This is a genomic window from Leclercia sp. 1548 (assembly GCF_050435045.1).
In the GTDB taxonomy this organism is placed as follows: domain Bacteria; phylum Pseudomonadota; class Gammaproteobacteria; order Enterobacterales; family Enterobacteriaceae; genus Enterobacter; species Enterobacter adecarboxylatus.
This window is the reverse complement of the sequence record NZ_JBNDJP010000002.1, coordinates 783,493-803,540: the sequence shown is the minus strand read 5'-3', so window position 1 is coordinate 803,540 and position 20,048 is coordinate 783,493. Positions and strand designations below refer to the sequence as shown.

General features: G+C 52.7%; 15 protein-coding genes, 2 tRNA genes and 4 other RNA genes. 11 read left to right on the top strand and 10 right to left on the bottom strand.

Annotated features, from left to right (window positions below; genetic code table 11):
- Positions 1-424: 424 nt before the first annotated feature.
- A complete protein-coding gene (locus ABIE02_RS09090) occupies positions 425-1,072 on the bottom strand; it encodes a YchE family NAAT transporter (RefSeq protein ID WP_032611269.1) in 648 nt (215 codons plus the stop codon).
- A 477-nt stretch (positions 1,073-1,549) separates the two neighbouring features.
- Between ABIE02_RS09090 and adhE the strand changes: the two genes are divergently transcribed.
- Positions 1,550-4,234, top strand: a complete 2,685-nt coding sequence (gene adhE, locus ABIE02_RS09085; RefSeq protein ID WP_077227831.1) for a bifunctional acetaldehyde-CoA/alcohol dehydrogenase — start codon at positions 1,550-1,552, stop codon at positions 4,232-4,234.
- Positions 4,235-4,319: 85 nt separating this feature from the next.
- On the opposite strand, the gene tdk is transcribed toward adhE, so the two are convergent.
- Complete coding sequence (gene tdk, locus ABIE02_RS09080) at positions 4,320-4,934, bottom strand: thymidine kinase (RefSeq protein ID WP_130588666.1); 615 nt, start codon at positions 4,932-4,934, stop codon at positions 4,320-4,322.
- 549 nt (positions 4,935-5,483) lie between these two features.
- Between tdk and hns the strand changes: the two genes are divergently transcribed.
- Positions 5,484-5,897, top strand: a complete 414-nt coding sequence (gene hns / locus ABIE02_RS09075) for a histone-like nucleoid-structuring protein H-NS (protein ID WP_032611278.1) — start codon at positions 5,484-5,486, stop codon at positions 5,895-5,897.
- A gap of 205 nt (positions 5,898-6,102) precedes the next feature.
- Here hns and galU read toward each other — a convergent pair whose 3' ends face one another.
- The 3 genes from galU to rssA all read right to left on the bottom strand — a co-directional run bounded on the left by galU (position 6,103) and on the right by rssA (position 9,221).
- Positions 6,103-7,011 (bottom strand): UTP--glucose-1-phosphate uridylyltransferase GalU, encoded by a 909-nt coding sequence (gene galU / locus ABIE02_RS09070; RefSeq protein ID WP_059307701.1) that lies wholly within the window; start codon positions 7,009-7,011, stop codon positions 6,103-6,105.
- A gap of 200 nt (positions 7,012-7,211) precedes the next feature.
- A complete protein-coding gene (gene rssB, locus ABIE02_RS09065) occupies positions 7,212-8,225 on the bottom strand; it encodes a two-component system response regulator RssB (protein ID WP_032611283.1) in 1,014 nt (337 codons plus the stop codon).
- Positions 8,226-8,318: 93 nt separating this feature from the next.
- Complete coding sequence (gene rssA, locus ABIE02_RS09060) at positions 8,319-9,221, bottom strand: patatin-like phospholipase RssA (protein WP_059307700.1); 903 nt, start codon at positions 9,219-9,221, stop codon at positions 8,319-8,321.
- Between the two features lie 114 nt (positions 9,222-9,335).
- Between rssA and ABIE02_RS09055 the strand changes: the two genes are divergently transcribed.
- The 8 genes from ABIE02_RS09055 to ABIE02_RS09020 all read left to right on the top strand — a co-directional run bounded on the left by ABIE02_RS09055 (position 9,336) and on the right by ABIE02_RS09020 (position 11,737).
- Entirely contained in the window at positions 9,336-9,794 is a 459-nt protein-coding gene (locus ABIE02_RS09055) for a YchJ family protein (RefSeq protein ID WP_071886439.1), read from the top strand.
- A gap of 46 nt (positions 9,795-9,840) precedes the next feature.
- Entirely contained in the window at positions 9,841-10,683 is an 843-nt protein-coding gene (gene purU, locus ABIE02_RS09050) for a formyltetrahydrofolate deformylase (RefSeq protein ID WP_032611289.1), read from the top strand.
- A 156-nt stretch (positions 10,684-10,839) separates the two neighbouring features.
- Positions 10,840-10,924 (top strand) — tRNA-Tyr (locus ABIE02_RS09045).
- 43 nt (positions 10,925-10,967) lie between these two features.
- Positions 10,968-11,099: non-coding RNA, RtT sRNA (locus ABIE02_RS09040), on the top strand.
- A gap of 34 nt (positions 11,100-11,133) precedes the next feature.
- A tRNA-Tyr gene (locus ABIE02_RS09035) sits at positions 11,134-11,218 on the top strand.
- Between the two features lie 46 nt (positions 11,219-11,264).
- A non-coding RNA gene (locus ABIE02_RS09030) (RtT sRNA) lies at positions 11,265-11,395 on the top strand.
- 46 nt (positions 11,396-11,441) lie between these two features.
- Positions 11,442-11,572: non-coding RNA, RtT sRNA (locus tag ABIE02_RS09025), on the top strand.
- Positions 11,573-11,617: 45 nt separating this feature from the next.
- Positions 11,618-11,737: non-coding RNA, RtT sRNA (locus tag ABIE02_RS09020), on the top strand.
- A gap of 129 nt (positions 11,738-11,866) precedes the next feature.
- On the opposite strand, the gene ABIE02_RS09015 is transcribed toward ABIE02_RS09020, so the two are convergent.
- Positions 11,867-12,310, bottom strand: coding sequence for an Lrp/AsnC family transcriptional regulator (locus ABIE02_RS09015; protein WP_144882857.1), 444 nt, complete (start codon positions 12,308-12,310; stop codon positions 11,867-11,869).
- Between the two features lie 107 nt (positions 12,311-12,417).
- On the opposite strand from ABIE02_RS09015, the gene ABIE02_RS09010 reads away from it, so the two are divergent.
- On the top strand, positions 12,418-13,314 hold the full coding sequence (locus ABIE02_RS09010) for a DMT family transporter (protein WP_103793300.1): 897 nt from the start codon (positions 12,418-12,420) through the stop codon (positions 13,312-13,314).
- Here the strand turns inward: ABIE02_RS09010 and narI are convergent.
- From narI to ABIE02_RS08990, 4 genes are read right to left on the bottom strand one after another with little or no spacing between them, the layout of a single operon-like run.
- On the bottom strand, positions 13,311-13,988 hold the full coding sequence (gene narI, locus ABIE02_RS09005; RefSeq protein WP_032611294.1) for a respiratory nitrate reductase subunit gamma: 678 nt from the start codon (positions 13,986-13,988) through the stop codon (positions 13,311-13,313). The two genes, ABIE02_RS09010 and narI, sit on opposite strands and share 4 nt — an antisense overlap.
- On the bottom strand, positions 13,988-14,698 hold the full coding sequence (gene narJ, locus ABIE02_RS09000) for a nitrate reductase molybdenum cofactor assembly chaperone (RefSeq protein ID WP_150871432.1): 711 nt from the start codon (positions 14,696-14,698) through the stop codon (positions 13,988-13,990). The genes narI and narJ overlap by 1 nt, the downstream gene beginning before the upstream one ends.
- Positions 14,695-16,230 carry a nitrate reductase subunit beta gene (gene narH / locus ABIE02_RS08995; RefSeq protein ID WP_032611297.1) on the bottom strand — a complete coding sequence of 512 codons (1,536 nt, stop codon included), beginning with the start codon at positions 16,228-16,230 and terminating at the stop codon, positions 14,695-14,697. The genes narJ and narH overlap by 4 nt, the downstream gene beginning before the upstream one ends.
- Positions 16,227-19,970, bottom strand: coding sequence for a nitrate reductase subunit alpha (locus ABIE02_RS08990; protein WP_032611299.1), 3,744 nt, complete (start codon positions 19,968-19,970; stop codon positions 16,227-16,229). The genes narH and ABIE02_RS08990 overlap by 4 nt, the downstream gene beginning before the upstream one ends.
- Positions 19,971-20,048: the final 78 nt, after the last annotated feature.

Below are 20,048 nucleotides of genomic sequence, written 5' to 3'. Positions count from 1 at the left end.
TACCGTTACTCGGTGGGCTACCCTGCCGCGCATCAAAAGCGGAAAAAAGCTTCGCTATTCAATGGGATGTAGAAGGTTTACTCGACGATTGCGTCGCTGTGCTGAAGACGAAGCGTTGTTTGTACAAAAAATTAACAACTGTCTATTATTTAGCACATTCATCTAAATCATTTACCAAATTACTAATATCATCTCAGTTATCTCGCAGCAAGCCCCAGAGTATCGTGTGAGTAAAATAACAGTGATATTGCGTGGATTGTGTACAGTGCGATACAGGTAGGGTTGGCAAGTCGTTGATAGTTAACAAAACAAAATTATTAGCAAAATTTATTATAGTTAACGCGTTTTTCAACTTTCATTATATGATTTGCTAATATTGACAAAAAAACGGCGCCAGCTGGCGCCGCTCTTTCGTTTGAAAATGTTAATTCAATAACCCGGGGAAAATTGATTTCAGCCCGGTAACAATAAATTCAATCCCCAGCGCCATCAGCAGCAGCCCCATAATACGGGTGATCACGTTAATGCCGGTCTGGCCAAGCAGTCGTACCAGCCAGGGGGCAATACGGAATACGCCCCAACAGCAGAACGCAAACAGCGCAATGGCAATCGAGAAGCCAATAAGGTGCATCAGGTTATGGTAGCGCGTTCCCCAGACGATAGTGGAACTGATGGCACCCGGCCCCGCCATTAATGGCAAGGCCAGCGGCACCACACCGATACTTTCACGAATAGCGGTCTCTGATTTTTCTTGCTTGTTTTGTTTATCCTCTCCCAGCTTGCCGCTAATCATCGACATCGCGATTGTCACCACCAGGATCCCCCCGGCAATACGGAACGAATCAATAGAGATGCCAAAAATCTGCAATATAGAGTCGCCAAGATAGAGAGAGGTCAGCAGGATGATCGCCACCGACAGGTTTGCCGTCAGGTTGGTCTTATTCCTGGCCAGCGCGGTTTGATAGCTGGTCATGCTAATAAAGACGGGAATGATGCCCACCGGATTGACCAGCGCGAAAAGCCCGATAAAAAACTTGAAATAGGTTGGTAAATCAAAGAGCGATAGGCTCACAGTTAGCTCCGCTGATAAGCAAGACTCAAGACAACGTTATGGCAACGCCAATAACCGCGCAGAAGATACGCTTTTTATGCATGTACTTCACGACAATATTGCAAATTATAGTGATTTGACGCTGTAAAATATTTGTGTACTAAATGCATACCTGTAGTTCAATTGCTTTTGCAATTATTTAACATCTTTGGCAATGCCCCAAAATACCCCTGCTGAAAGGTATCAGCTTATGGATAAATTGATACAGATCATGTTTTCCGTACTCAGAAGTGAGTAATCTTGATGACGCCACCACGGAGATTCAGTATCTGAACGTAGGCTACTGATGGGAGGCTCTTTTAGTAAATCAGGGGTAAGATAAAAACGTTAACACCTTGTTTTTATGTAAGTTAAGCAAGTGGCAGAGGCGCTGACTATACTGTTTCCGTGTCGAGCAGCTGATTTACTAAAAGAGTTTAACATTATCAGGAGAGCATTATGGCTGTTACTAATGTCGCTGAACTTAACGCACTCGTAGAGCGCGTAAAAAAAGCCCAGCGTGAATATGCCAATTTCACCCAAGAACAGGTTGATAAAATCTTCCGCGCCGCCGCTCTGGCTGCTGCAGATGCTCGAATCCCTCTCGCTAAATTAGCCGTTGCCGAATCCGGTATGGGTATCGTTGAAGATAAAGTGATTAAAAACCACTTTGCTTCAGAGTATATCTACAACGCCTATAAAGATGAGAAGACTTGTGGCGTCCTGTCTGAAGATGACACGTTCGGTACTATCACTATCGCTGAGCCAATCGGCATCATCTGCGGTATCGTTCCAACAACCAACCCAACTTCTACTGCTATCTTCAAATCGCTCATCAGCCTGAAGACGCGTAACGCAATCATTTTCTCTCCACATCCACGTGCTAAAGATGCGACCAATAAAGCGGCCGATATCGTTCTGCAAGCCGCGATCGCTGCAGGCGCACCAAAGGACCTGATCGGCTGGATCGATCAACCTTCTGTGGAGCTGTCTAACGCACTGATGCACCATCCTGACATTAACCTGATCCTTGCGACCGGTGGTCCAGGCATGGTTAAAGCTGCTTATAGCTCCGGTAAACCGGCTATCGGCGTAGGGGCAGGTAACACCCCAGTAGTTATCGACGAAACTGCCGATATCAAACGTGCTGTGGCATCCGTACTGATGTCTAAAACCTTCGATAACGGCGTTATCTGTGCTTCCGAGCAGTCCGTTGTGGTTGTGGACTCGGTATACGATGCTGTCCGCGAACGTTTCGCCAGCCACGGCGGCTACATGCTGCAGGGCCAGGAACTCAAAGCCGTTCAGGACATCATTCTGAAAAATGGCGCACTGAACGCCGCCATCGTTGGTCAGCCAGCGTACAAAATTGCTGAACTGGCAGGCTTCACCGTTCCAGCTAGCACCAAGATCCTGATCGGCGAAGTGTCAGTGGTTGACGAGAGCGAGCCGTTTGCTCACGAAAAACTGTCACCAACGCTGGCAATGTACCGCGCCAAAGATTTCGACGACGCCGTTGTTAAAGCGGAGAAACTGGTCGCCATGGGCGGTATCGGTCATACCTCCTGCCTGTACACTGACCAGGATAACCAGCCTGAGCGTGTGGCGCACTTCGGCCAGATGATGAAAACTGCACGTATCCTGATCAACACCCCTGCTTCTCAGGGTGGTATCGGTGATCTGTATAACTTTAAACTCGCGCCTTCCCTGACTCTGGGTTGTGGTTCATGGGGTGGTAACTCCATCTCAGAAAACGTTGGTCCTAAGCACCTGATCAACAAGAAAACCGTTGCTAAGCGAGCTGAAAACATGTTGTGGCATAAACTTCCGAAATCTATCTACTTCCGTCGTGGCTCTCTGCCAATCGCGCTGGATGAAGTGATTACTGATGGCCACAAACGTGCGCTCATCGTCACTGACCGTTTCCTGTTCAACAACGGCTACGCAGACCAGATCACCTCTGTTCTGAAAGCCGCGGGCGTGGAAACTGAAGTGTTCTTCGAAGTTGAAGCTGACCCAACCCTTTCTGTTGTACGCAAAGGCGCAGAGCTGGCGAACTCCTTCAAACCAGACGTGATCATCGCGCTGGGCGGCGGCTCCCCTATGGATGCAGCCAAAATCATGTGGGTTATGTACGAGCATCCAGAAACGCACTTCGAAGAACTGGCGCTGCGCTTTATGGATATCCGTAAACGTATCTACAAGTTCCCGAAAATGGGCGTGAAAGCGAAAATGATCGCCGTCACCACCACTTCCGGTACCGGTTCTGAAGTAACGCCGTTTGCGGTTGTAACCGACGATGCAACCGGTCAGAAATACCCACTGGCAGACTATGCCCTGACCCCAGATATGGCGATTGTTGATGCCAACCTGGTCATGGACATGCCGAAATCACTCTGTGCGTTTGGTGGTCTGGATGCGGTAACTCACGCCCTGGAAGCTTACGTTTCTGTTCTGGCGTCTGAGTTCTCTGACGGCCAGGCTCTGCAGGCACTGAAACTGCTGAAAGAGAACCTGCCAGCGTCTTATAACGAAGGCTCTAAAAACCCGGTTGCCCGTGAGCGTGTGCACAGTGCTGCAACCATCGCCGGTATCGCGTTTGCTAACGCCTTCCTGGGTGTGTGTCACTCGATGGCGCACAAGCTGGGTTCTCAGTTCCACATTCCTCACGGTCTGGCGAACGCCCTGCTTATCTCTAACGTTATCCGTTATAACGCTAACGACAACCCGACCAAGCAGACTGCATTCAGCCAGTATGACCGTCCACAGGCTCGTCGTCGCTATGCAGAAATCGCTGATCACCTGGGCCTGAGCGCACCTGGTGACCGCACTGCGGCGAAGATCGAGAAGCTGCTGGGCTGGCTGGATAGCATCAAAGCTGAACTGGGTATTCCTAAGTCTATTCGCGAAGCTGGTGTTCAGGAAGCTGACTTCCTGGCACACGTAGACAAGCTGTCTGAAGATGCATTTGATGACCAGTGTACTGGTGCGAACCCGCGCTACCCACTGATCGCCGAGCTGAAACAGATCCTGCTGGATACCTACTACGGCCGTGAATACTCTGAAGGCGTAGCTGCACCAGCGGCACAACCTGCAGTAGTCGCGCCAGTTAAAGCAGATAAGAAAGCGAAGAAAAGCGCTTAATTAATCGTTAAATAAAAAACCCGCCTCGGCGGGTTTTTTTATGTCTGTTATTCAGAAAAGAACAGAGGGCGCAGAAATAGCGGGGTTAACGACGGCAGGCATCCTGAATGGCCGTCAGGGAGCCTACAACCAGCGCCTCTTTATAATGCTTACGACACACGGATACATAGCGTTCATTACCGCCAATCACCACCTGTTCGCCTTCTGCATAAGGTTTACCAGCCTGATCCAGGCGCAGCACCATACTCGCTTTACGGCCGCAGAAACAGATGGTTTTCAATTCAACCAGTTTATCTGACCAGGCCAGTAAATACTGGCTGCCAATAAAGAGTTCGCCACGAAAATCAGTACGCAGGCCGTAACAAAGCACCGGAATATCCAGCTCGTCCACCACTTCTGATAACTCATGAACCTGCTGACGGGTTAAAAACTGACTCTCATCCACCAGAACACAATGTACAGGCTGTCTGGCAAGCTCTGCGCGGATCTCTTCCAGCAGATTGGTTTGCGGGTTATATAGCTTGGCCGGTGAGGAGAGACCAATTCGCGAGCTAACCTTTCCGCTACCAAAACGGTCATCTATCTCTGCGGTGTAAACCAGGGTCTGCATACCGCGCTCCTGGTAATTGTACGAGGATTGCAGTAATGCGGTCGACTTACCTGCGTTCATTGCTGAGTAGTAGAAATACAGTTGTGCCATTGGCCGTTAAACCCTAATCATTGTGTATTATTACCGATGCGCGATTGTACCATATTTTGTCTGGTCTTCCGTGCTGTAGCGCGCTTTGCGGGCGATGTGACGCATTTTTATCACGTGCAGGATATACACCAGGCGGTGTGATGAGAGTGTAAGAGCATGAATTGAAGTACAGTATTAAAAACGGTAAGTTCAGGAAAATCCTATTATTTTAATGGCGTGACCGGGCCAAAAATGAAGCAGGAATAATTAGCAATTTCAGCGAGCAGTTGTCTTTTCAACACTAATACAAAAGGTTGATATTTATCCGGAGTAAGAATAATCGCGAACAAAATTGCCCCTCAAAAAAGAGTTCACCGTCAGGTTTACAACGCATCTTTTGATAACGCGGTCCTCATTTCACCCTTAGAATTTAAGTTAGCGGTATTAATAATAGAGACAAATATTAGGTGTTTTTTGAATTCCTTACATTCTGGCCTATTGCATATATGAATTTATGCCTCTATTATTACTTCAACAAACCCCCCACATTATAAGTTTGAGATTACTACAATGAGCGAAGCACTTAAAATTCTGAACAACATCCGTACTCTTCGTGCCCAGGCGAGAGAATGTACTCTGGAAACGCTGGAAGAAATGCTGGAAAAATTAGAAGTTGTTGTTAATGAGCGTCGTGAAGAAGAAAACGCCGCAGCAGCTGAAATCGAAGAACGTACACGTAAACTGCAGCAATATCGTGAAATGCTGATTGCTGATGGTATTGATCCAAACGAATTGCTGAACAGCATGGCTGCCGCTAAAACAGGCACCAAAGCTAAACGCGCTGCACGTCCGGCTAAATATAGCTACATCGATGAGAATGGCGAATCTAAAACCTGGACCGGCCAGGGCCGTACTCCAGCGGTTATCAAAAAAGCCATGGACGAGCAAGGCAAACAACTGGACGACTTCCTGATTAAGGATTAATTCAGCCAGTTGTCCGAAAAATCCCGCTTAATGCGGGATTTTTTATGCCTGTATTTTATACGGTGTGACATTCCGTTACATGCTGTCATATAAGCGTTAAGCCTTTCTATAAGCTTCTTCCCGCACGTTAAGGCTGGAAAGCCGCATAAAAAAACCGGTGTAGCCAGGCTATCACCGGTTTTTTGCTTAGCGCATCAGCGCCTGGTTAGTTTTTAATGCCCAGCGTCTCTTGCAGCCAGCCTTTAAATTCCTCACCCAGAGACTGGTGGCGAATACCATATTCAACAAAGGCCTGCATATAACCGAGTTTATTACCGCAGTCATGGCTCTTACCTTTCATATGGTAGGCTTCAACGGTCTCTTTCTCGATCAGCATATCGATGCCATCGGTCAGCTGAATTTCATCGCCAGCACCTGGAGGTGTTTTCGCCAGCAGTGGCCAAATCTCTGCACTCAGGACATAACGCCCTACTACAGCGAGATTAGACGGCGCTACATCGGCTTTTGGCTTCTCAACCACGCCTACCATTGGCACGCTGTCGCCCGGCTTCATGTCCACGCCTTTGCAATCAACCACGCCGTAAGCGGTCACATCTTCAACCGGCTCAACCATGATCTGGCTACTGCCCGTTTCGTCGAAACGTTTAATCATTTCTGCCAGGTTATCCTGGGACAAATCGGATTCGAATTCGTCGAGAATAACGTCCGGTAAAATAACCGCCACTGGCTCGTTACCAACAACCGGATGGGCACACAGCACTGCATGGCCAAGACCTTTTGCCAGACCCTGACGAACCTGCATAATAGTGACGTGCGGTGGGCAAATAGACTGTACTTCTTGCAGAAGCTGACGCTTAACACGTTTTTCCAGCATGGCTTCGAGTTCAAAACTGGTATCGAAATGGTTTTCGATAGAGTTTTTGGATGAATGCGTTACCAGCACAATTTCAGTAATGCCAGCGGCAATACATTCGTTGACCACATACTGGATTAATGGCTTATCAACGAGTGGCAGCATCTCTTTTGGAATTGCCTTCGTTGCTGGCAACATCCTGGTCCCCAACCCGGCAACCGGGATAACGGCCTTTGTCACTTTCGAATTTACGGCAGCCATTGAAACTCTCCTGTACTGTTCATGTTTTGAACTTTAGTCTGCATTAATAACGCGTTCAGTATATCAGCCAGAAGTTGAGGTCCGGGTCTGAAAAGGACGCGCTACCGCTTAATTAGGATAAATACGAAGAAAACGTACACCGATAGTAGCATTGCCGCTGAAACGGCGGTAAAGCTATCTACCGTTTAAATCGCAACTGATTATTCCGTGGACAACATTAAGCGCAACCGCCCTCCCGTCCCCCAAATTTGGCATTGCCATGAGGTGCAGCGGTGGCTTATTTGGTTGAGATACGTATTGCCTAACGTTCCTAACGGAACGCCGTTACTCACCTGAATATGATGTTCGCCAGTATTAAGCGTGGCATTCAGTCCGGCAGAGACCAAAATCAAATTTTTCAGGCCGCTGTGGTAATAACCAACCAGTAACGGAAATTGCCCGGGCAAACTTGCCTGACGCAGCAGCTGGTTTACCTGTTTAAGTAAACTCCCTAACTCTGGCAGGCGTTGTCCCTGATGAGAAAGTTGTTCCTGGAGCAAGCCATTAAACAGAGCGCGTAATAATAACGCCGCCAGCACGCCATTATCCCCCGCACGGGTAACGTCCAGACAATAAAACGCCAGGTCGTTATCAGAGAGTGGGGCGATATCCAGCACCAAGCCCGGTTGATCGGCGGCCATCAACTGACGGTAATTAACTTTGCACCCGGAGATGTTCTGTTGCACCGGCGGTTGCAGCTCCTGTAAAAGCTTTGCCGCCGCCGTTGGGTTATTAACCAGTGCATCCCAGTCCTGAAAAAGTCGCTCTTCTTCTTCTACCCGCGAATTAAACATATTGGGGTACAGGCATGCGAGGACAGTTTCACGCAGGCGGTTAAGATCCTTCACCGGCTTGAGCAGGACATCCTGCACGCCCAGACGCAACGCTTTCGCGATATCCGCCATATTTTCGGTCGCAGAAATGACGAGGATTGGGATCTGGTTTCCCGTATTACGGACATGCTCCACCAGCTTCAGGCCGTTCATACGCGGCATAGCGATATCGCAAATCATTAGATCGGGCTTAAGCCCTGCCATTTTTTCCAGAGCGTCGACTCCATCCCCTGCGAGTGCTGTAGTTGCTCCCAGTGATGAAAGCCACGAATCCAGTAGTGAGCGGAAAACAGGCTCGTCTTCAACTATAAGAATTTGTTTCCCGGCTAATGGCTGTGTCATGGTTTCTCCCGGCGCTGACAATAGATCAATAGTGGCATGCTATCGGTACTATCGCCTGTCAGATTTTGCTGAAGTAATCAAAAAAAAGCGTGCTCAGGCAGAAGCCCGCACCAAAGGTAATAATTCATCCATTTTCTTTTCGACTGCCTGCGCGCCAGCAGCTATTGCCGCTTCAGCACGATGGAAATCAAGTGTTGAAATTTGTGGACAAAAAGGTTGAATCAATATATCTGGCGGGTCGCCCGCCATTCGATTGCGTTTCAGGCGGTTTTCCAGCACCTGAATGGAGGTCGTCATAATTTCCATCGCTGTGGGCGCGGCAACCCGTTTACGTGTCGCCGCCCTGCTCAGGCGTCCACGCAAGCGCTCATGCCACGCGAGATCGTCGAGTGCGCCGTCATCCGTTTGGGTATTTACCGGCATCAGGTCCTGCTGCATCAGATGCGCATCATGCTGGAGATCGACCGCAATCACGATATCGGCCCCCATGGCGCGTGTCAGAGAAATTGGAACAGGATTTACAACACCGCCGTCCACCAGCCAGTAGCCATTGTGCGGAACCGGCGCCATCAGACCCGGCATACTACAGGAGGCACGAACGGCAAGATGGATATCGCCTTCGGTGAACCAGATTTCCCGGCCGGTGCTGAGGTTGGTTGCGACCGCACCGAAAGGCATCAGGCAGCTGGAGAATTCGGTCAGCGGCATTACCTGGCGAAAACGGTTAAAGACGCGTTCACCGCGTAATAATCCGCCACGTTGCCAGGAGAGGTCCATCAGGCGAAGGACGTCCCAGTAGCTAAAGGATCGTACCCAGGTTTCCAGCTCGGGGAGTTTGCCACACGAATAGGCGGCCCCTACCAGAGAACCTATTGAGCAGCCTGCGACAAGATCTATTTCGATACCTAAACGTTGTAAGGCATTGATCACACCAATATGCGACCAGCCCCGGGCTGCTCCTGAGCCCAACGCCAGTCCGATTTTTACTTTTCTCATTAGCCCTGTTTAATGTCCCCTGGATTCCTGGCATAGCGTCATTGCAACCGCTCAGTTAACATAGTGCTACCCTGGCGTTACGCGCCATTCATTTTTAATTTCAGGAAGAGCATTGTGTCACAACTCTGTCCCTGCGGTAGCGCTCTGGAGTATAGCCTATGTTGCCAGCGATATCTTACTGGAGAACAGGTTGCACCGGACCCGGCCTCACTTATGCGGTCCCGTTATGCCGCTTTTGTGATGCGGGACGCAGACTACCTGGTTAAGACCTGGCATCCCTCCTGCCATGCTACTGATTTTCGTCAGGAGATCGAGTCCGGCTTTGCGAATACGCAGTGGTCCGGCCTGACTCAGTACGAAACGGCAACGGGTAAGGATGAGAACGAAGGATTCGTCAGTTTTGTTGCCCGTTTTACCGAGCATGGTAAGGCAGGTGCCATCATCGAACGCTCACGTTTCTTAAAGGAGGGTGGACGGTGGTACTATATTGACGGTACGCGTCCACAGTTCGGTCGTAATGACCCCTGCCCCTGTGGTTCGGGTAAAAAATTTAAAAAGTGTTGCGGGCAATAAGGCCTGACGACACCTTTTCAGCAAACACGCAAAGGATTTTCCGGCAATGCAATCAACACAACGCAAAGTGCTGCGCACCATTTGTCCCGACCAGAAAGGGCTGATCGCCCGTATTACCAATATTTGCTATAAGCATGAACTGAACATCGTGCAGAACAACGAGTTTGTTGATCACCGTACCGGTCGCTTCTTTATGCGTACCGAGCTGGAAGGCATTTTCAACGACGCGACGCTACTGGCCGATCTGGACGGCGCGCTGCCAGAAGGATCTGTGCGCGAGCTGACCCCAGCCGGTCGTCGCCGGGTGGTAATCCTGGTCACCAAAGAGGCGCACTGCCTTGGCGATCTGCTGATGAAAGCTAACTACGGCGGTCTGGATGTGGAGATCGCCGCGGTCATCGGCAATCATGAGACGCTGCGCACCCTGGTCGAGCGCTTTGATATTCCGTTTGAGCTGGTCAGCCATGAAGGGCATACCCGCGAAGAGCATGACAATTTAATGGCGCAGGCCATCGAAGCGCATAACCCGGATTATGTGGTGCTGGCGAAATACATGCGTGTCCTGACGCCATCCTTCGTGGCCCGCTTCCCGAACAAGATCATTAATATTCACCACTCGTTCCTGCCGGCTTTCATCGGCGCGCGCCCTTATCACCAGGCTTACGAGCGCGGCGTGAAGATCATCGGCGCTACGGCCCACTACGTGAATGACAACCTGGATGAAGGTCCAATCATCATGCAGGACGTGATTCATGTCGATCACACCTACACGGCAGAAGATATGATGCGTGCCGGACGCGACGTTGAAAAAAATGTCTTAAGCCGTGCGCTGTATCAGGTGCTGGCGCAGCGTGTCTTTGTCTACGGTAACAGAACGATTATTCTTTAATCCTTTATAAAATGAATTGATTAGCTTTACGTCTTTGTGCGTAAAAAGCAGGCAAACGATTCAATTTAGCAAAGGAAGTCTTTACAGGGGCGTGTCATTTGATATGATGCGCCCCGCTTCCCGCAAGGAAGCAGGCCAGTAAAAGCATTACCCCGTGGTGGGGTTCCCGAGCGGCCAAAGGGAGCAGACTGTAAATCTGCCGTCATCGACTTCGAAGGTTCGAATCCTTCCCCCACCACCATTATTCACCACAGCGATGTGGTAACACCGATGAGATGCAGCAAAGTTTGCACTTATCGGGAAGGGTGAGAATCTTCGATCAAGGTTCGAGTCGAGCGTAAGCGAGACAACGTTGCCAAAGGCAACGGCCCGAAGGGTGAGGAACGAAGTGACGAATAATCCTTCCCCCACCACCATCTCCAGTAATACCTCAAAATATGAATTACCCCTGGTGGGGTTCCCGAGCGGCCAAAGGGAGCAGACTGTAAATCTGCCGTCATCGACTTCGAAGGTTCGAATCCTTCCCCCACCACCATCACTTCCAGATTAATCAAGATTTCCTGTTCGTACCATGCCTCATACATCTTCCGATGCAGGGAAGGATGAGAAGCTTCGACTAAGGTTCGATTCGAGCGTAGCGAGAAAGCGTTGCCGCAGGCAACGACCCGAAGGGTGAGGAGCAAAGCGACGAATTATCCTTCCCCCACCACCATCACTTCCTGATTGCTATAAACTTCCTGTTCGCACCATGCCTCATACATCCTCCAATGCAGGGAAGGATGAGAATCTTCGACTAAGGTTCGATTCGAGCGTAGCGAGAAAGCGTTACCGCAGGCAACGACCCGAAGGGTGAGGAGCGAAGCGACGAATTATCCCTCCCCCACCACCATCACTTCCTGATTGCTATAAACTTCCTGTTTGCACCATGCCTCATACTCTTCCAATGCAGGGAAGGATGAGAAGGTTCGATTCGAGCGTAGCGAGAAAGCGTTGCCGCAGGCAACGACCCGAAGGGTGAGGAGCGAAGCGACGAATTATCCTTCCCCCACTACCATCACTTCCAGATTGCTTTAAACTCCATATTCGCTCCACCTCACAACAGTTACAAAATAATCGCACCCTGGTCGCTTGCCACGTCAGGCAACGCCGTCACCCGGCATGATAGCTGCACCCCGGTAAATCCCTACAACGGCGGCAGCCGACGCGTGACCGGGGAGCTCTTCACAATCGAGGTATTACACTGGGCATGTTCTGCCAGTCCATCCAGCAATGTATCCAGCTGCTCTATCGAGCGCACCACCAGTCTGATGACAAAACAGTCCTCGCCGGTCACTTTGTCACTTTCTATGCACTCCGGCATCGCCTGGATATAGTTATCTACCTTATGTAATAACCCCGGCAATGGCCGCACGCGCACCATCGCCTGCAGGGTATACCCTAACGCCGCCAGGTTCACCCGGGCGCCATATCCCTGGATGACGCCCCGCTCTTCCAGCCTTTTAAGCCGCTCTGCCGTACTGGGTGAAGTCAGCCCAACCCGCCCGCTCAGCACCTTCAGCGACATCCGCGCGTCCTCCACCAGGCAGGCCAGAATCTGGCGGTCGATCTCATCGATAAGGTAATCCATAACATTCACCTAATTTATAAAAGCAAATCACCCCTACCACCTTAATTCAGCGCTGTTAAACCGCACGCTTTTTTTCAACAATAAAAGCATTAATCAGGAGGTGTACGATGCGTGAAATTCAACAGGGCGTCTGGCAAATGAGCCTGGCGATGCTTATCTCCGGTTCCATCGGCGCGTTTGTTTTGCTTTCAGGCTTGCCGGTAACAGAAGTGGTATTCTGGCGCTGTCTCATCGGCGCCATTGCACTGTTTCTCTTTATTCGATTCAGTAAGCACCCTTTTAGCCCGTTAACCAAAGTCACACTGGGTCTCGCTGTTCTCGGCGGCGTCGCGCTGGTGGTTAACTGGCTGCTGCTGTTTGCCGCCTTCGAACGTATCTCAATCGGTCTGTCTACGGTGGTCTATAACACCCAGCCCTTTATGCTGGTACTGATGGGCATGTTGCTGGGTGAACGGGTGAGCCTGGTGAAATGGGGCTGGTTACTTCTCGCCTTTGGCGGCGTCGTTATTCTGCTCTCCAGCGAACTGACTGGCGGACATGAAGCCGGATGGCTGGCAGGTATCGGCCTGGCGCTGGCCGCAGCCTTCTTTTACGCCCTCACCGCCATTATCACCCGAAAATTAAAGACCATCGCGCCTCAGCATATTGCCTTTATTCAGGTCCTGACTGGCGTGGTGATGCTCCTGCCGCTGGCGCAGATGCCAGCCTTCTCGACCGATTTCCCGTGGGGGATTTTATTGACGCTGGGCATTGTCCACACCGGGGTCATGTACCAACTGCTTTATAGCGCCATTCAGAAGCTCCCTACCCCCATTATCGGATCGCTGTCGTTTATCTATCCGGTTGTCGCGCTGATTGTCGATAATCTGGTGTTTAACCACGCGCTGAGCGTCACCCAGTTAGCTGGCGGGGCGTTAATTCTGCTGGCGGCAGCGGGAAATAATCTCGGCTGGGGCGAAAAAAAACCCCGCCAGAGCGGGGTTCAGATTAAAACAGCGGATTAGCGACGGGCACGCACGATCTGATATCTGCGCGTCAGGTACTCCACCGGCGCGCTCCAGATGTGCACCAGACGGGAGAACGGGAACAGCAGGAACAGCGTCATACCCAGCACCAGGTGTACGCGGAAGATAAAGGCCACACCGTCCAGATGCTCAGACGCACCGCCGTGGAAGGTCACCACGGATTGCGCCCAACCCACCAGCTTCAGCATTTCGCTGCCATCCATGTGTTGCGCAGAGAATGGAATGGTCAGCAAGCCCAGCGCGCACTGCACCATCAGCAGGGAGAGGATCAGAATGTCTGCCCCGGTGGTAGTGGCCCGCACACGCGGGCTGAACAGACGACGCTTCAGCAGCATCAGGCCACCCACCAGGGTCATCACGCCGCAGGCGCCCCCGGCAATCATCGCCATCTTCTGTTTTACGTCCATCGGCAGGAAGGATTCATACATCCAGTGTGGCGTCAGCATCCCGAGGAAGTGACCGGCAAAGATACCCAGGATCCCGATGTGGAACAGGTTCGATGCCATGTTCATCCCTTTGCGATCCAGCATCTGGCTGGAGGCGGCACGCCAGGTGTACTGACCGTAGTCGTAACGCAGCCAGCTACCAATCAGAAATACCGAACCCGCAATGTACGGATAGATATCGAAGAAGAACATATTCAGGAAGTGCATTATTGCTGTCCTCCGTTAGAGATATTCAAATATTGCGGGGCAACGGCACCGGCAAAACGACGCTGGTGAGCAGAGATTTCCGACTCGCCGCAGCTCTGGTCAGCAAAGAACTTCACCTGCTCCTCTTCCCAGACGGCATCCAGCGCCTGGGGAGTATCATCCCGGGCTTCATCCGCGATTTTCTCCGCCACTTTTTCACTGTCGACCGAGGCATTTGCCAGCTTCACCAGCAGATCGAACAGCACTGCGTAGCGGCTTTCACGCTGTTGCAGACGCGCTCCCAGCAACGCCAGGATTGGCGCGATATCCTGCAATCCGCCGAGCGCCTCCTCTTTCGGCAGTTGCGCCAGATACTCAAGGTACAGCGGCAGGTGATCCGGCAGCTCGCGGCTGTCGAGCTGCATACCATGCTGCTCATACTGTGACATCAGATCGACCATCGCCTGACCGCGATCGCGGGATTCGCCGTGAACGTGTTCAAACAGCAGCAGCGAGGTGGCGCGGCCGCGGTCAAACAGCTGGCTGTAGTCAGACTGGGCATCCAGCAGATCGCGCGCCAACAGATCGCGCAGGAAAACGCCCAGAATCTGGGCATCCTCTTTCTCCAGGTTTTCCGATGACGCGAGTGCATCGAAGAGTTCCTGTTGATGCTGCGCGAGCGCAGCATCCGGGTACTCGAGCAGACGCGAAACAATGACGAGTTCAATCATTGGTGCGGCTCCGTTTTGCTGGTCACATCCATCGCATCAATGCGGCGGCTGTTGAACAGGTTGAATTTGTTGTCTGAACCGTGGCAACCGTCGCCGAAGGTAAAGCCGCACCCGCTTTTTTCCGGGAAGGCTTCACGGGCCAGCTCACGATGGCTGCTTGGCACCACGAAACGATCTTCGTAGTTAGCAATGGCCAGATAACGATACATCTCCTGGGCCTGCGCCTCGCTTAAGCCCACCTCTTCCAGCGCGCGGGTATCGATGACGCCGTCAACGGTCTCCGCACGTTTGAAGTGGCGCATCGCCAGCATACGTTTCAGGGCCAGAAGGACCGGCTGGGTGTCACCTGCGGTCAGCAGGTTCGCCAGATACTGCACAGGGATACGCAGGCTTTCGACATCCGGCAGAATACCGTTGCTACCCAGCTCGCCCGCATCCGCCGCAGACTGAATCGGTGACAGCGGCGGCACGTACCAGACCATTGGCAGGGTACGGTATTCCGGGTGCAGCGGCAGGGCCAGCTTCCAGTCCATCGCCATTTTGTACACCGGAGACTGCTGCGCCGCGTCGATTACACTCTGCGGAATGCCGTCTGCCAGCGCCTGAGCGATCACTTTCGGATCGTTCGGGTCGAGGAACACGTCCAGCTGACGCTGATAGAGATCTTTCTCATGTTCGGTGCTTGCCGCGTTCTCAATGGCGTCTGCGTCATACAGCAGCACACCCAGGTAACGGATACGCCCTACGCAACTTTCGGAGCAGACAGTTGGCATCCCGGCTTCGATACGCGGATAGCAGAAGATGCACTTCTCGGACTTACCGCTCTTCCAGTTGAAGTAGATTTTTTTGTACGGGCAGCCGGTGATGCACATACGCCAGCCGCGGCACTTATCCTGGTCGATCAGTACGATGCCGTCTTCTTCACGCTTATAGATGGCGCCGCTCGGGCAGGTAGCAACACAGGCCGGGTTAAGGCAGTGTTCGCACAGGCGCGGCAGATACATCATGAAGGTGTTTTCGAACTGGCCGTACATCGCCTTCTGCATGTTTTCGAAGTTCTGGTCTTTGGCGCGTTTTTCGAACTCGCCCCCCAGAATCTCTTCCCAGTTTGGCCCGCTGGTGATCTTGTCCATGCGCTGGCCGGTGATCAGCGAGCGTGGGCGGGCGATCGGCTGGTGTTTGCTTTCCGGCGCGTTATGCAGGTTCTGATAATCAAAATCAAACGGCTCGTAGTAATCATCGATGCCCGGCAGATGCGGGTTAGCGAAGATTTTACCCAGCAGCAGCGCGCGGTTACCCATACGTGGCTGCAGTTTACCGTTGATTTTACGGATCCAGCCGCCCTTCCACTTCTCCTGGTTTTCCCAGTCGGTGGGGAAGCCGGTACCCGGCTTGCTTTCCACGTTATTGAACCAGGCGTATTCCATACCTTCGCGGCTGGTCCAGACGTTTTTACAGGTGACTGAGCAGGTGTGACAGCCGATGCATTTATCCAGATTCAGCACCATGCCGACTTGTGAACGAATTTTCATTTTACGCTCTCCTGTACCTGGTCATTACCTTCGCCGTCTAACCAGTTAATATTCTTCATCTTACGTACCACCACGAACTCATCGCGGTTCGATCCTACGGTGCCGTAGTAGTTAAAGCCGTAGGCCAGCTGCGCATAGCCGCCAATCATATGGGTCGGTTTCGGCGTAATACGGGTCACGGAGTTGTGGATCCCGCCGCGCTGCTCGGTGATTTCTGAACCCGGCAGGTTCACGATACGTTCCTGCGCGTGGTACATCATGGTCATCCCGGCAGGCACACGCTGGCTCACTACCGCACGGGCGGTGAGCGCCCCGTTGCTGTTGAACACTTCGATCCAGTCGTTATCTTCAATCCCCAGATCTTTAGCATCCGCCTCGCTCATCCAGACAATCGGGCCGCCGCGCGACAGGGTCAGCATCAGCAGGTTGTCGCTGTAGGTCGAGTGAATACCCCACTTCTGGTGCGGCGTCAGGAAGTTCAGCGCCTTCTCCGGGTTACCGTTAGATTTCTTGCCCATCACGGCTTTCACCGAACGGGTGTCGATAGGTGGACGGTAAACCAGCAGGCTTTCACCGAAATCACGCATCCACTGATGATCCTGGTACAGCGACTGACGGCCAGTCAGGGTACGCCATGGGATCAGCTCATGAACGTTGGTGTAGCCGGCGTTGTAAGACACATGTTCATCTTCAAGTCCTGACCAGGTCGGGCTGGAGATAATTTTGCGCGGCTGGGCCTGAATATCGCGGAAGCGGATCTTCTCGTCTTCTTTATTCAGTGCCAGATGCGTATGGTCACGACCGGTAAATTCACTCAGCGCCGCCCAGGCTTTCACCGACACCTGACCGTTGGTTTCCGGTGCCAGGGTAAGGATCATCTCTGCCGCATCAATCGCCGTGTTCAGCATTGGCTGGCCTTTGGCCGGGCCGTCTGCTTTGGTGTAATTGAGCTTACGCAGCAGATCCATTTCGCTCTGGGTGTTCCAGGCAATGCCTTTACCACCGTTACCGATCTTCTCCATCAGCGGGCCGATAGAGGTAAAGCGCTCATAGGTTGCCGGATAGTCGCGTTCAACCGGGATGATGTGCGGTGCGGTCACGCCCGGAATCAGGTCGCATTCGCCTTTTTTCCAGTCCTTCACGTCCAGCGGCTGGGCCAGTTCAGCGGCGGAGTCGTGCTGGATTGGCAGCGTCACCACGTCGGTCTCTTTGCCCAGATGTCCTACACAGACTTCGGAGAATTTCTTCGCGATATCTTTATAGATATCCCAGTCGCTTTTGGATTCCCAGGCCGGGTCAACGGCGGCTGAGAGCGGATGAATAAACGGATGCATATCCGAGGTATTCATGTCGTCTTTTTCATACCAGGTGGCGGTAGGCAGCACGATATCGGAGTACAGGCAGGTGCTGGACAGACGGAAGTCCAGGGTCACCACCAGATCCAGCTTGCCGTCCAGACCGTTATCTTTCCACTCCACCTCTTCTGGCTTCACGCCACCCTGCTTGCCAAGATCTTTGCCCTGGATACCGTTTTCAGTGCCCAGCAGATACTTGAGCATGTACTCGTGGCCTTTACCGGACGAGCCGAGCAGGTTGGAACGCCAGATGAAGAGGTTACGCGGGTGGTTTTTACCGTTTTCCGGCTGTTCCGCCGCGAAACGAATCGAGCCTTCTTTGAGGGATTTGACGGTGTAATCAACCGGCGTCATGCCTGCTTTCTTCGCCTCTTCTGCGATGCGCAGCGGGTTGGTTCCCAGCTGTGGTGCAGACGGCAGCCAGCCCATGCGCTCTGCACGCACGTTGAAGTCGATCAGGTGGCCGCTGTAGCGGGATTTATCTGCCATCGGCGACAGCAACTCCTGCGCGGTGACCGTCTCGTAACGCCACTGGCTGGAGTGGTTATAGAAGTAGGAGGTGCTGTTCATGTGACGCGCCGGACGCTGCCAGTCAAGGGCAAACGCCAGCGGCTGCCAGCCAGTCTGGGGACGCAGTTTTTCCTGGCCGACATAGTGCGCCCAGCCGCCGCCGCTCTGACCGACGCAGCCGCAGAAGATCAGCATGTTGATCAGCCCACGATAGTTCATATCGAGGTGATACCAGTGGTTCAGACCGGCACCCACGATGATCATCGAACGACCGTGAGTTTTATCCGCGTTATCGGCAAACTCACGTGCGGTGCGGATGATCTGCGCCCGCGGTACGCCGGTGATCTGCTCTGCCCAGGCCGGGGTGTAGGCTTTCACGTCGTCATAGTGCGTCGCACAGTTTTCATCGTTCAGACCGCGCTCCAGGCCGTAGTTGGCCAGGGTCAGGTCGTAAACAGTGGTCACCAGCGCGGTGGAACCATCCGCCAGCTGCAGGCGTTTTGCCGGCAGTTTGTGCATCAGGACGTTTTGCAGTTGGACCTTGTTGAAGTGCTCAGAGCCTTCACCGCCAAAATAAGGGAAGCCAACATCGGCGATCTCATCCTGGCTGCCCAGCATGCTCAGGCGCAGTTCGGTCTCAACGCCTGTCGTACCATCACGCTGTTCAAGGTTCCATTTACCTTTTTCACCCCAGCGGAAACCGATAGAACCGTTAGGCGCCACCAGCTCGCCGTTGCTGTTACAGGCAACGGTTTTCCATTCCGGGTTGTTTTCCTGGCCCAGCGCATCCACCAGGTCGGCGGCACGCAGCATACGGCCAGCGGCGTAGTAACCGTCGCGCTCTTCCAGCATGACCAGCATCGGCATGTCGGTATATTTGCGCACGTAATCGGTGAAGTACTGGCTTGGCTTATCGAGGTGGAATTCACGCAGCATTACGTGGCCCATCGCCAGCGCCATCGCGGCATCTGTACCCTGCTTCGGTGCCAGCCACAGGTCGCACAGTTTGGCGATTTCAGCGTAGTCCGGGGTCACGGCAACGGTTTTGGTGCCTTTGTAACGCACTTCGGTAAAGAAGTGGGCGTCCGGGGTACGGGTCTGCGGAACGTTAGAACCCCAGGCGATGATGTAGCTGGAGTTGTACCAGTCAGCGGATTCAGGCACATCGGTCTGCTCACCCCAGGTCTGCGGAGACGCTGGCGGCAGATCGCAATACCAGTCGTAGAAGCTCAGGCAGGTGCCGCCGATCAAGGAAAGGTAACGCGCGCCAGAAGCATAGGAGACCATCGACATCGCCGGGATTGGCGAGAAGCCCGCGACACGGTCCGGGCCGTAGGTTTTGACGGTATAGACGTTAGAGGCAGCAATCAGCTCGTTCACTTCCTGCCAGGAGGAGCGTACAAAGCCGCCACGACCGCGAGCCTGCTTGAAGCTTTTCGCTTTGTCGGCGTCTTCGATAATGGATGCCCAGGCATCAACCGGATCGCTGTGCTGCACTTTCGCTTCACGCCACATTTTCATCAGGCGTTTACGCATTAGCGGATATTTCAGACGGTTGGCGCTGTAGAGATACCAGGAGTAGCTGGCGCCACGCGGGCAGCCGCGCGGTTCATGGTTCGGCATATCCGGGCGGGTGCGCGGGTAGTCAGTCTGCTGCATTTCCCAGGTCACCAGACCGTTTTTCACGAAAATCTTCCAGCTGCATGAGCCGGTGCAGTTTACGCCGTGGGTGGAACGGACAACTTTGTCATGCTGCCAGCGCTGACGGTAACCGTCTTCCCAGTCCCGGTTGGTTTCCAGAACCTGGCCGTGCCCATCGGCAAAAGTCTCGCCCTTCTGTTTGAAGTAGCGAAACCGGTCCAAAAATTTGCTCATCGGGTATCTCCTGTGTGGAGCCTGTGGCTCTCTAAATCGACATTGCTGATTTGCAGCGAAGGTAACGCTATGAAAGAT

Coding starts and splice junctions, on each gene's coding strand:
- adhE (WP_077227831.1), top strand. CDS start 1,550: ATGGCTGTTACTAATGTCGCTGAACTTAACGCACTCGTAGAGCGCGTA.
- tdk (WP_130588666.1), bottom strand. CDS start 4,934: ATGGCACAACTGTATTTCTACTACTCAGCAATGAACGCAGGTAAGTCG.
- hns (WP_032611278.1), top strand. CDS start 5,484: ATGAGCGAAGCACTTAAAATTCTGAACAACATCCGTACTCTTCGTGCC.
- galU (WP_059307701.1), bottom strand. CDS start 7,011: ATGGCTGCCGTAAATTCGAAAGTGACAAAGGCCGTTATCCCGGTTGCC.
- rssB (WP_032611283.1), bottom strand. CDS start 8,225: ATGACACAGCCATTAGCCGGGAAACAAATTCTTATAGTTGAAGACGAG.
- rssA (WP_059307700.1), bottom strand. CDS start 9,221: ATGAGAAAAGTAAAAATCGGACTGGCGTTGGGCTCAGGAGCAGCCCGG.
- purU (WP_032611289.1), top strand. CDS start 9,841: ATGCAATCAACACAACGCAAAGTGCTGCGCACCATTTGTCCCGACCAG.
- ABIE02_RS09015 (WP_144882857.1), bottom strand. CDS start 12,310: ATGGATTACCTTATCGATGAGATCGACCGCCAGATTCTGGCCTGCCTG.
- ABIE02_RS09010 (WP_103793300.1), top strand. CDS start 12,418: ATGCGTGAAATTCAACAGGGCGTCTGGCAAATGAGCCTGGCGATGCTT.
- narI (WP_032611294.1), bottom strand. CDS start 13,988: ATGCACTTCCTGAATATGTTCTTCTTCGATATCTATCCGTACATTGCG.
- narJ (WP_150871432.1), bottom strand. CDS start 14,698: ATGATTGAACTCGTCATTGTTTCGCGTCTGCTCGAGTACCCGGATGCT.
- narH (WP_032611297.1), bottom strand. CDS start 16,230: ATGAAAATTCGTTCACAAGTCGGCATGGTGCTGAATCTGGATAAATGC.
- ABIE02_RS08990 (WP_032611299.1), bottom strand. CDS start 19,970: ATGAGCAAATTTTTGGACCGGTTTCGCTACTTCAAACAGAAGGGCGAG.